Raw genomic sequence first — 11,778 nt, forward strand, 5'->3', positions numbered from 1 at the left:
GCCTTGTTTTTAAAGGCGCTATGGCGCCAAGTCTGTTGCCGAATGAGTAAACGCAATGTAGCGTCGTTCGTGTCTTCACCGATTGGCGAACGAAGGGAACATCACCATGGCACAGCACAAGGGCCTCACCGAAGCGGGACTGCGCGCCGTGCGCGGGGTGTTGGAGCGGTACGTGGACTCGGGCCGGATCCCGGGTGTCGTCGCGCTGATCGGTCGGGGCGGCGACACGCACGTGGAGGCGCTCGGCACGATGCGGCACGACGGGGGCCCGGCGATGGCCCGGGACACGATCTTCCGCATGGCGTCCACCTCCAAGCCGGTGTCCGTCGCGGCGGGCATGGTGCTGCTCGACGAGTGTCGGATCCGGCTCGACGACCCGGTGCAGGAATGGCTGCCCGAACTCGCCGACCGGAGAGTCCTCAAGGACGTGGCCGGCCCCCTCGACGACACCGTGCCCGCCGCCCGCCCGATCACCGTCCGCGACGTCCTGACCTCCACCTTCGGTCTCGGCATGGACCTGACCGCGCTCGGCACCCCCATCATGAACGCGGTGTTCGCGGGCGGCCTGACCCCCAACCTGCCCACCCCGATGCCCGAACCCGACGAGTGGCTGCGCCGGCTCGGCGAACTCCCGCTGATGCACCAGCCGGGCCGGCACTGGCAGTACCACATCGCCAGCGACCTGCTCGGTGTGCTCGTGGCCCGGGTCTCCGGCCGGTCCTACGGCGAGTTCCTGCGCGAGCGGATCTTCGAACCGCTCGGCATGAGGGACACCGGCTTCCACGTGCCCGCCGCCGACCTGCACCGGCTGCCCCCGCTGTACGCCCCCGACCCGACCACCGGCGAGTTCCACGTGTGGGACGAGGCGGAGGGCGGCCGGCACAGCGCGCCCCCGGCCTTCGAGGGCGGCGGTGGCGGCCTCAACTCCACCGCCGACGACTACCACGCCTACTTCCGGATGCTGCTGGCCGGCGGCCGGCACGGCGGCGAGCGGATCCTGTCCCGGGCCGCGGTCGAGCTGATGACCACCAACCGCCTCGACGCGGAGCAACTCGCCGCCCGCACCAAACTGGCCCGCGACAGCGTCCACGTCTCCTTCGGCCAGGGCCAGCACGGCGGTTGGGGCCTGGGCATGGCGGTGCGCACCTACCGGGGCGACTACGCGCCGGTCGGCCAGTTCGGCTGGGACGGCGGCAGCGGCACCTCCACCTACGCCGACCCGGTCACCGGCCTGACGGGCATCCTCCTCACCCAGGTCGGCAGCACCGTCCCGGCCCCGATCCGCCTCGCGCAGGACTTCTGGACCACCCTCTTCCAGGCCGTGGAGGACTGATCCCCCCGGCGGGCGCGCGGTGTCCGTGCGCGGCGTCCTGCCGGCCCCGACGCCGCCCGGTTCGGGGATGGGGGCCGAGGGCGGCGGGGCTCAGGGGGCGGCGGGTGCGGCCAGGCGGAAGCCCACGCCGATCGCGTTCAGGTCGCTCTCGTACGCGCCGTGTCGGCGGGCGCAGCGGGCCAGGTCGCGATCGTGACGGAATGCCCCGCCGCGCGTGACGTGCGGATCGGCGGCCCAGTCCTCGGTCTCGGGCACCCCGGCGGGGGCACCGGGGTACGGGGCGTAGCGGGTGGCGGTCCACTCGTCGACGTTGCCGGCCATGTCGAGCACGCCGAAGGGGCTCGCGCCCTCGGGGAAGGAGCCGACGGGGGTGGTGGTCCCGAGCCCGAGGTCCACCAGGTTGGCCAGGCCCGTGCGGTACTCCTCGCCCCACGGGAATTCGCGGCCGTCGTCGCCGCGCGCCGCGCGCTCCCACTCGTCCTCCGTGGGCAGCCGGATGCCCGGTTCTCCCAGGCGTTCGGCCGCCCAGTGGCAGTAGGCCGCGGCCGAGGCCCAGTCGACGCCGAACACCGGGTGGTCCGGCGGGCCCTGCGGCGCGGGTCTTCCCTGGGCCACCGCGAACAGGGCCCACTGGCCGACCGTGACCGGGGTGCGGGCGATCCGGAACGCCGGGACGCGCAGTTCCGCGCGCGGGGCCTCCTTGCGGTACCAGTCCTCCGGCACCCCGGTGTCGGCGAGCCGCCGGGCGACCTCGGGCACCTCCTCGGCCGGCGTCCCCCGCAGCAGCCGCCCCGCCGGCACCTCCACCCAGTCCACCGCTGTCACGTCCACGGTCTCCCCCTCCGATTCGTCCCTTCGCACGCGTCTGATCAACGGCGCTCGCGGGCGCGGAATTCCCGTGCCCGAGCAGCCGGCTTGTCGGGGAGCGCGTTCCCGGGCGACATCCGCCCGGCACGCGTACCCGTGCGAACACCGCCTCGACCGGCGGCCGAACCGGCCCGTACCGGCCACGTTTCGGGGCGGGTCGCCGGTTGGTCCGCATCGGTGATCGGCCTGTCGCGGGGTGGGACGCTTCCACCCTTCTCGACGGGTCGGTCCCTACCGTGCGGGTCATGAGCGACGAAGAGGTGCGGCCGTTCCGCATCGAGGTACCGCAGGAGCAGCTCGACGATCTGGCCCGGCGCCTGGAGGCGACCCGCCGGCCCGACGCGAGCTCAGGCGCCGGCTGGAGCCGGGGCATCCCGCCGGACTGCCTGCCGAAGCCGGGCGAACACCGGCGCACCGACTACGACTGGCGGGCGCAGGAGGAACGCCTCAACCGCCTCCCGCAGTTCCGCACCCTGATCGACGGCCACGACGTGCACTTCGTCCACGTCCGCTCCCCGCACCCGGACGCGATGCCGTTGATCCTCACCCATGGCCGGCCCGGGTCGATCGTCGAGTTCCTCGACGTGATCGGGCCGCTCACCGACCCCGTCGCCCACGGCGGCACCGCGGCCGACGCCTTCCACGTGGTCGTGCCCTCCCTGCCCGGGTTCGGGTTCTCCGGCCCCCAGCCGGCCGGCTGGTCCCAGCGGGACACCGCGAAGGCGTGGGCGGAGCTGATGCGTCGCCTGGGCCACGAGCGGTACGCCGCCCACGGCGGAGACCTCGGCAGCGCGGTCACCTACGAGCTCGCGCAACTCGACACGCGGCACGTCGTCGCCGTGCACCTGACCCAGCTGATCTTCGCCAATGCCAACGCCGGGAACATCGACCCCGACGACCCGGCCGAGAAGCGCGAACTGGAGCGGCAGCAGCAGTTCGACCGGGAACTCGGAGCCTACGCGCAGCTCCAGATGACCCGCCCGCAGTCCCTCGCCTACGCTCTCGCCGACTCGCCCGTCGGGCAGCTCGCGTGGATCGTGGAGCGCTTCCGGGACTGGACGGCCGCCAAGGACGTCCCCGAGGACGCCGTCGACCGTGACGCGATGCTCACCAACGTGATGATCTACTGGCTCAACAACACCGCCGGGTCCTCCGCCCGCGCCTACTGGGAGATGATCCGCATCGTCCCGCCCCAGCCCCCGTTCGCCCAGGTCCCCACCGCGATCGCGGTCATGCCCGACGACATCTTCCACCCCGTGCGGCGCCTCGCCGAGCCGCTCGCCAACATCGTCCGCTGGACCGGGCTGCCTCGCGGCGGACACTTCCCGGCCATGGAGCAGCCGGACCTCCTCGTCGCGGACCTCCGCGACGCACTTCGCCCGCACCGGTAGGCCCCGCCCGGTCGTGGGGAGGGGGTCACGCGGTCGCGGAGAGCTTCTTCCAGGCGGGCCAGTCCAGGCTCCAGTCGGCGTAGCCGTTGCCGGGGCCGCCGAGTGCGGTGGTGGCGTCCTCGCCCTCGACGGTGACGAGGTCGCCCAGGAGCGTCGAGTCGAAGAGCCACTTGGCGTCGGCGGGGGTCATCCCGAGGCATCCCGCACTGTGGTTGCGGACGCCGACGTACCGTTGTGCGTCGCCGGTGGCCTCGTGGAGGTAGCCGCCGGTCTCGGTGAAGCGCATGCCCCAGTTCACGGTCACGTCGTAGTCCTTGGGGCCGCCGACCGATTTCGAGGTCATGTGCACGGTGGGCTCCCGGCTGCCGATGGCGAAGGTCCCGGGTCGTGAGGCCCGGTCCTTGACGGGTTCCCCGCCCGATATCGGGATCCGTCGGACCTCGACACCGTCCCGTCGGACCACGAGGCGGTGGGTGTCGAGGTCGGCGGTCAGTTCCTGGTCCCGGCCTATGGTGAAGACGCGGTCGACGACCCGGTCGAAGTGCCCGCCCCCGGGGGCGATCCGGGTCAGGTCGCCTTTCACGGTGACGACGGTGCCGGGCTTCCAAGGGGTCCTGGGCCGCCAATCCAGGCGGTCGTGACCGCCCAGCGGGGTCCTGACCCATCCCCAGGATCCCTCGGTGGGCACGGAGGTCGTGACGTGCAGGGCGCGCTCCACGGCGGCCTTGTCGGTGATCTTGTTCTTGAATTCAAGCGAGACCGGCTGTCCGGTCCCGACGGTCTTGCCCGGTCCGGGCAGCAGATCGAAATCGATCAGAGGACCGTCCGTCACCACGGGTTTCGCCGACGTGCCGGTCCCCGCGCCGGCCGGTTTGCCCGGAGCGGGCGGGGGAGCGGTCGATGAGCCGCCGGCCGACGCGGGGGCGTCGGCACCGGCACCGCACGAGGCGATCAGCAGACACGCGGCGACGGCCACGGGAGCACGGGTGAGGACGGACTTGAAGCCGGGCACGGCGGGACGACCCTTCACGGAGACGGAACGGCGGCCGGAGAGACGGATTCGGGCGGAGCGCCGATCCCGACGCGGCACCACCGGCGGTGGATGATCGGGCGGTGTCGGTCGAAGGAGCACCACTGGCCACGGACGGTACGGAACGGCCCTTAACGAAACCTGAAGAAGGCATCGGGCTGCGAGCCGGGGCGTTGCGGCCGGCCGTCGATGTCGGGTGGAGCGCTCGGTCGCCACTCCCGCGCGCTCCACCCACAGGAATGACGCGCCCGGTATCGGAAGGGAACGCGTGTGCGGTGATCGTGCGTGTGTGCGAGGCATGGATTCGGCTTCGCGCTCGGGGCGGGGGGTGTCTCGGGGTGGGGTCGGGGGTGGGGGTCGGGGGGTGGGGGTTGGTGGTGCGGGTGGGGAAAGGGCAGGTGGGCGGGGGTTCGTGGGGTGGGGCGGGGGCGGGTGGTCGGGGCGCGCCGGGGTGGTGCGGTATCGCGTTCCCGTGTTCCGGCGTCGAAACGCGCCCCGGGCAAGATCATCGCATCGAGTTAATATCACCGGTTTCCCGGGGCCGTTCGAGTGCGCCCCCGTTACGGTTCCCCCGGACGTCGACGGATCACCGGGACGGTCGCACCACGTCCCGTCAACTCCCGTCCCGTACCTCCGTGTTCGGCGTCTCCGACGCACCTCCGACGGGCTTCGCCCGTCCCCGCCCCGCCGTAAGGAGAGCTCGCCCCATGACCGTGGACACCAGCCCGGAAGCACCGGTGACACCGGAACAGGCCGGCAGGTCCAGTCTGAGCACGGAAGCCGCCCGCAACCTCGCCACGACCACCAAGTCCGCCCCCCAGATGCAGGAGATCAGCTCCCGCTGGCTGCTGCGGGTGCTGCCCTGGGTGGAGACCAAGGGCGGTGTCTACCGGGTCAACCGGCGGCTGAGCTTCACGGTCGGCGACGGGCGCGTCGAGTTCGTCCAGGACGGCGCCCGGGTGCGCGTCATCCCCGCCGAACTCGGCGAACTGGCCCTGCTGCGCGGCTACGAGGACGAGGAGGTGCTGCGCACCCTCGCCTCCCGCTGCGTCCAACGCGACTTCGACGCCGGCGACACCCTCGCCGAACGCGGCGCGCCCGCCGGCGAGCTGCACCTCATCGCCCACGGCCGGCTCGCCCGCACCGGCGTCGGACCCTACGGCGACGAACTCGCCCTCGGGGTCCTCGGCGACGGCGACCGCTTCGGCGACGAGGCCCTCCTCGACGAGGACGCCCGCTGGCCCGCCACCGTCACCGCCGAGACCTCCGGCACCCTGCTCACCCTCTCCCGCGCCGACTTCGCCTCCGTCCTCGCGAACGCCCCCTCGCTCCGCGAGCACGTGACCGCGTTCGCCGCCCGCCCCGCCCGCCCGCAGAACAAGCACGGCGAGGCCGAGATCGCGCTCTCCGCCGGGCACGTCGGCGAGGCCACCATCCCCGGCACCTTCGTGGACTACGAACCCCACCCCCGGGAGTACGAACTGTCCGCCGCGCAGACCATCCTGCGCGTCCACAGCCGGGTCGGCGACCTCTACAACGACCCCATGAACCAGACCGAGGAGCAGCTCCGGCTGACCATCCACGCCCTGCGCGAACGCCAGGAGTGGGAACTGGTCAACAACCGCGAGTTCGGCCTCCTGCACAACGCCGACTTCAAGCAGCGCATCCAGACCCACTCCGGGCCGCCCACCCCCGACGACCTCGACGAACTCCTGTGCCGCCGACGGGGATCCAAGTACTTCCTGGCCCACCCCCGGACCATCGCCGCGATCGGCCGCGAGTTCAACTCCCGCGGCCTGTACCCGCAGCACGTGGACCTCGGCGGCCAGCAGGTCCCGGCCTGGCGCGGGGTCCCGATCCTGCCCTGCGGCAAGATCCCCATCACCAAGGAGAACACCAGCTCCATCCTGGTGATGCGCACCGGCGAGGACAACCAGGGCGTTATCGGCCTGCGCCAGACCGGACTGCCCTCCGAGTACGAACCGGGCCTGTCGGTCCGCTTCATGGGCATGAGCGAGCAGGCCATCGTCTCCTACCTGGTGACCACCTACTACTCGGCCGCCATCCTGGTCCCCGATGCCCTCGGTGTCCTGGAGAACGTCCAGATCGCCCGCCGGGCCTGACCCCGGCCGGGCCCGACCGGCCCGTCCCGAGCGGTCCGACGCCCGCCGCGTCGGGCCGCGCCCCGGGCGCCCCCCACCGCCCGCGCCCCCGCACGAGCCGGCGCGCCGTGCCGACCCGCACGGACGGGGCCTCCCGGCCCGCCCCACCCCCGCCCGCCCCGATCCGGCGCGCGGACCGCCCGCCCCCGCGCCGACGGTCCGCCCACGCCCCCGCGCGCCCCGCCGGCGGGCGACCGGGGCCGCGCCCGCAGCCCGGGCCGAGACGACCCCACCCCCCGCGCCAGCCACAGGAGCCCAGACGGATGCCAGAACCCGAGATCCTCCCGCCGCAGAGCGGACTGCCCGAGGCCGCCGCCGCGTTCGGCGCGCGCGCCCTGGCCGAACTCGCCTCCCGCGCCCAGGACCTGGTCGGCGTCCTGGGCTCCCGACCCGCACCCCCCGCACCCCCCGCGCCCACCGCCACGCCCGCGCACGCCGTCCCGGAGATCCCCGGACCCGTGCCCCCCACCCCCGTCACCGCGGCCATCGTCGCGAGCCCCGCCGCGGCCGACGCGCCGGTCGAGTCGCCGACCGCCGCCGAACGGGCCCGCCTGCTGCGCGGCCCCAGCGGACTGGGCACCTCCGCCCTCCACCTCACCCGCCCCACCACCCCCGACGCACCCGCGCCCACGACCCCGGCCGCGCCCCCCGTCGGAGCCGTCACCGTGCCCGTGATCCGGGTGCCCGAGGCGCCCGCCGCCCTCGCCGTGCCGGTCCCGGCCGAGCCGACGCCGGAGGCCGATCCGGACGGCATCCCGATCCCCGGCCTGTACTTCCACCCCATCGCCGAACCCGACCCGGCCCGGGTCGCCGAGGTCAGCCGCCGGATCAAGGACTGGGCCCTGGAGGAGATCGACCTCTACCCCGACGAGTGGGAGGACCAGTTCGACGGCTTCTCCGTCGGCCGCTACATGGTCGCCTGCCACCCCGACGCCCCCACCGTCGACCACCTCATGCTCGCGACCCGCCTCATGGTGGCCGAGAACGCGGTGGACGACTGTTACTGCGAGGACCACGGCGGCTCGCCCAAGGGCCTCGGCGCCCGACTGCTGCTCGCCCACACCGCCCTCGACCCCCTGCACACCACCGCCGAGTACCACGGCCCGTGGGCCGAGTCCCTGCACTCCGACGCCCCCCGCCGCGCCTACCGCTCCGCGATGGAGTACTTCACCGGCGCCGCCACCGCCTCCCAGGCGGACCGGTTCCGGCACGACATGGCCCGCCTGCACCTCGGCTACCTCGCCGAGGCCGCCTGGGCCGAGACCGACCACCTGCCCGAGGTGTGGGAGTACCTGGCCATGCGCCAGTTCAACAACTTCCGCCCCTGCCCCACGATCACCGACACCGTCGGCGGCTACGAACTGCCCGCGGACCTGCACGCCCAACCCGCGATGCAACGCGTGATCGCCCTGGCCGGCAACGCGACGACCATCGTCAACGACCTCTACTCGTACACGAAGGAACTCGCCGCCCCCGGCCGCCACCTGAACCTGCCCGTCGTCATCGCCGAACGCGACGGGACCTCCCACCAGGCCGGCTATCTCAAGGCCGTCGAAGTCCACAACCGGCTCATGCACGAGTTCGAGTCGGAGGCCGCCGCGCTCGCCGCGGCCTGCCCCGTCCCCAGCGTCCAGCGGTTCCTGCGCGGGGTCGCGGCCTGGGTCGACGGCAATCACCACTGGCACATGACCAACACCTACCGCTACAGCCTGCCCGACTTCTGGTAGGCGGAAATGGACACGACCGTGACCACGACCGATCACACCTCCTTCACCGCCCCCGCCCCCGGCGCCGTCCGGATCCCGTCCCCCGCCACCCCCTACCAGGGGGACATCGCCCGCTACTGGGACGGCGAGGCCCGCCCCGTCAATCTCAAGCTGGGCGACGTGGACGGGCTGTACCACCACCACTACGGCATCGGCGCCGTGGACCACGCCGCGCTCGGCGACCCCGCCGCCGCCGACTACGAGAAGCGGCTGATCGCCGAACTGCACCGGCTGGAGTCCGCCCAGGCCGAGGTCCTCCTCGACCACCTCGGCGAGATCGGCCGCGAGGACACCCTGGTGGACGCCGGCTGCGGCCGGGGCGGCAGCAGCGTCATGGCGCACCAGCGCTTCGGCTGCAATGTGGAGGGCGTCACCCTCTCCGCCAAGCAGGCCGAGTTCGGCAACGCGCGCGCCGCCGAACTCGGCATCTCCGACCACGTGCGGGCCCGGGTCTGCAACATGCTGCACACCCCCTTCGAGACCGGCTCCGTCGCCGGCTCCTGGAACAACGAGTCCAGCATGTACGTCGACCTCGACGACCTGATGGCCGAGCACTCCCGGATGCTGAAGGTCGGCGGCCGCTACGTCACGATCACCGGCTGCTGGAACCCGCGCTACGGCCAGCCCTCCAAGTGGGTCTCCCAGATCAACGCCCACTTCGAGTGCAACATCCACTCCCGCCGCGAGTACCTCAAGGCCATGGCCGACAACCGGCTGGTGCCCCAGGCCGTCATCGACCTGACCCCCGACACCCTGCCCTACTGGGAGCTGCGGGCCACGTCGAGCCTGGTCACCGGCATCGAGGAGGCGTTCATCAACTCCTACCGGGACGGATCCTTCCAGTACGTGCTGATCGCCGCCGACCGGGTCTGATCCGCCCGGCGCACGCGCCCGCGCCCGCCCCGGCCCATCCGCCGGGGCGGGCGCCCGCACGCGGGGCCGGACGCGGGCGCGGGCCGCAGGCGCGGGGCCAGGACCAGGGTCACCGCGAGCGAGGCCACCGCCAGCAGGGCCATCGCCCGGGCCGGCGAGAGCAGTTCGGCGAGGACGCCCGCGAGCAGCGCCGCCAGACCCTGACACGCGAGCAGCCCGGCGGACTGCAACCCGAGCGCCTGCCCCGCCAACTCCGTCGGCGTCAGCTCCAGCAGCCGCTCCTGGAGCAGCAGACTCGCCGAGAACCCCACCGAGGACAGCAGCACCGCCGCCACCGCGACCGCCGTCGGCAGCCCCTCCCCGAACCCGAACACCAGGTACGGGACGGCGAGCAGCAGCCGCAGCGGGGCCGTCAGTCGGGCCCGAGCCCGGGGCGACAGGAAGCGGCCGGCCGTCACGTCCCCCACCAGCATCCCCACCCCGGCCACCGCGAACAGCAGGCCCGCGTGCCGCGCGTCGTGGGCCACGAACAGGGACTCGCAGCCCACGATCAGACCGTTGGGCACCCACAGGGCCAGGTACACGGCCCGGCGCGGGGCCGCCGACCACAGACGGGCGTTGACGCGTCGGGTCGCGGCGATCGAGGGCCGCCCCAGGGCCCGGGGCGGCCGGTCGCCCAGCCCGCACCGCAGCACGAGCGCGGCGAGCGCGTACAGCCCGGCACCCACCAGCAGCGTGCCCCGGGGCGACAGGAACGGCACGAGGACCCCGCCCACGGCGTACCCGCAGATCTGCACGGTGCCGGTCGCCACCGTCAGCGCCGAACGTCCCAGCAGGAACCCGTCCGCCGGCAGGATCTCGCGCAGCAGCCCCGGCCGCGCCCCCGACCCTACCGCCCCCGCCAGGCCCTGCACGGCCAGGATCCCGAACCCGGCGGCGACGGGCAGCCCCGGCAGCGCCTGGAGCAGGGCCCCCAGCGCGCCGAACAGGGCCAGGCCGGTCAGCACGGCGCGCGGCCGCAGCCGGTCGGCGGCGGACAGCAGCGTCGTCGCGCCGACCACCTGCGCCAGCGAGGGGCCGAACAGGGCGAGGGCGGACAGCAGGGCGGAGCCGGTCGCCGCGTGCACCGCCGTGGCCAGGGCCAGGGAGGCGACGGTGCCGGCCGCGACGGACAGGGCGGAGCCCGCGAAGAACGCGGGGAACTCGGGGGTGCGAAGGAGTTCGCGGTAACTGCGCATGTCAGGGAGGATCCGAGGCACGGGTCCCGGGCCGTTATCGTTTCGCGCACACGCGAAAACGACGAAGGGGCGGGCCGATGGGACTGTGGGCGTTGGACGCGGAGACCCTCGCGCACGGCCGGTTCGCGCTCTCCCCGCTCACCGAGACGGTGGCCGCGCTCCGGGTGCTCGTGGCCGGCGCCCCCTCGCACCCCGCCGAACGGGACTGGGTGGCCGCGCACCTGCCCGCGTTCCGCGCCCGCCTGGACCGGGACCCCGGGACGGCGGCCCTGGTGCGGGCCGGCCTGCGGCGGACCTGGACCGCCGACTTCCTCACGCCCGTGCCGCCCGTCGAAGGGACCGCGGACTTCGCGGGGGAACTGGCCGTCGTCCGGGCCACCCCGCCCGAACGGGCCCGCGCCGACCTGCGCGCGGCCCGCCGGCACGACCGCCCCCGACGGCCCGCCGACGCCGAGGAGCAGGCGGGGTGGGCGGGACCGGCGGACGGGCCCGACCCGGACGCGGGCCCTGACGCGGGCCCCGAGGACCTGCCGGGGATCGCCGCCGACCTGCTGTCCTGGCTGTGGGAACGGGCCGTGGCCCCCGACTGGGACCGGCGGCGACAACTCCTCGCCGCCCACGTCGTGGCCCGCACCCGACAGGTCGCCGAGGGCGGCTGGGCCGCCGCCCTCGAATGCCTCGGCCCGGACGTCCGGTGGCTCGGCGACGGCCGGCTGCGGATCAACGCCCGCGACAACCCCGACCGCGAGATCATCGGCGCCCGCCTGCTGCTCGTCCCCGTCACCCCCCGACACGGCTGGGTGACCTGGCGGGAACCCGACCGGTACGCGCTCGTGCACCCGTGCACCGGGGTCCTCGCCGAGCCGGGGCGGCGGCCGGCGCCCCGGGCCCTGACCGCCCTGCTCGGACCGGCCCGGGCCCGCGTGCTGCTCCTGACGGTCACCCCGATGAGCACCACGCACCTGGTCGCCGCCACCGGCCTGGCCCTCGGCTCGGTCGGCCGGCACCTGCGGGTCCTCACCGACGCCGGCCTCCTCGAACGGCACCGGCAGGGACGCTCGGTCCTCTACCGGCACACCCCCGCCGCCCGCGTCCTGCTGCGGGCCGCCGGAGGCTGA

Annotated in this window: 9 protein-coding genes; 6 read left to right on the top strand and 3 right to left on the bottom strand. The window is 74.0% G+C overall.

Translation table 11 applies throughout. From position 1 onward, the window contains the following. Positions 1–106 precede the first annotated feature (106 nt). Positions 107–1,333, top strand: coding sequence for a serine hydrolase domain-containing protein (locus ACN20G_RS33875; RefSeq protein WP_424217079.1), 1,227 nt, complete (start codon positions 107–109; stop codon positions 1,331–1,333). Between the two features lie 90 nt (positions 1,334–1,423). On the opposite strand, the gene ACN20G_RS33880 is transcribed toward ACN20G_RS33875, so the two are convergent. After that, entirely contained in the window at positions 1,424–2,164 is a 741-nt protein-coding gene (locus ACN20G_RS33880; RefSeq protein ID WP_424217080.1) for a formylglycine-generating enzyme family protein, read from the bottom strand. A 281-nt stretch (positions 2,165–2,445) separates the two neighbouring features. Between ACN20G_RS33880 and ACN20G_RS33885 the strand changes: the two genes are divergently transcribed. After that, on the top strand, positions 2,446–3,591 hold the full coding sequence (locus tag ACN20G_RS33885; protein ID WP_424217081.1) for an epoxide hydrolase family protein: 1,146 nt from the start codon (positions 2,446–2,448) through the stop codon (positions 3,589–3,591). A gap of 25 nt (positions 3,592–3,616) precedes the next feature. On the opposite strand, the gene ACN20G_RS33890 is transcribed toward ACN20G_RS33885, so the two are convergent. Next, a complete protein-coding gene (locus ACN20G_RS33890) occupies positions 3,617–4,423 on the bottom strand; it encodes a L,D-transpeptidase (protein WP_424217082.1) in 807 nt (268 codons plus the stop codon). Between the two features lie 905 nt (positions 4,424–5,328). On the opposite strand from ACN20G_RS33890, the gene ACN20G_RS33895 reads away from it, so the two are divergent. The 3 genes from ACN20G_RS33895 (at position 5,329) to ACN20G_RS33905 (ending at position 9,422) form a co-directional block, all read left to right on the top strand. Further along, positions 5,329–6,744, top strand: coding sequence for a family 2B encapsulin nanocompartment shell protein (locus tag ACN20G_RS33895; RefSeq protein ID WP_424217083.1), 1,416 nt, complete (start codon positions 5,329–5,331; stop codon positions 6,742–6,744). A gap of 302 nt (positions 6,745–7,046) precedes the next feature. After that, positions 7,047–8,510, top strand: coding sequence for a family 2 encapsulin nanocompartment cargo protein terpene cyclase (locus ACN20G_RS33900; RefSeq protein WP_424217084.1), 1,464 nt, complete (start codon positions 7,047–7,049; stop codon positions 8,508–8,510). Positions 8,511–8,516: 6 nt separating this feature from the next. Further along, positions 8,517–9,422, top strand: a complete 906-nt coding sequence (locus tag ACN20G_RS33905; protein ID WP_424217085.1) for a geranyl diphosphate 2-C-methyltransferase — start codon at positions 8,517–8,519, stop codon at positions 9,420–9,422. Here ACN20G_RS33905 and ACN20G_RS33910 read toward each other — a convergent pair. Next, positions 9,371–10,660, bottom strand: a complete 1,290-nt coding sequence (locus ACN20G_RS33910) for an MFS transporter (RefSeq protein WP_424217086.1) — start codon at positions 10,658–10,660, stop codon at positions 9,371–9,373. The genes ACN20G_RS33905 and ACN20G_RS33910 overlap by 52 nt on opposite strands. A gap of 77 nt (positions 10,661–10,737) precedes the next feature. Here ACN20G_RS33910 and ACN20G_RS33915 point away from each other — a divergent pair, with 77 nt between their 5' ends. After that, complete coding sequence (locus ACN20G_RS33915) at positions 10,738–11,778, top strand: ArsR/SmtB family transcription factor (RefSeq protein ID WP_424217087.1); 1,041 nt, start codon at positions 10,738–10,740, stop codon at positions 11,776–11,778.

Origin of the sequence: Streptomyces dryopteridis (assembly GCF_049606955.1) — a bacterium.
Classification (GTDB): domain Bacteria; phylum Actinomycetota; class Actinomycetes; order Streptomycetales; family Streptomycetaceae; genus Streptomyces.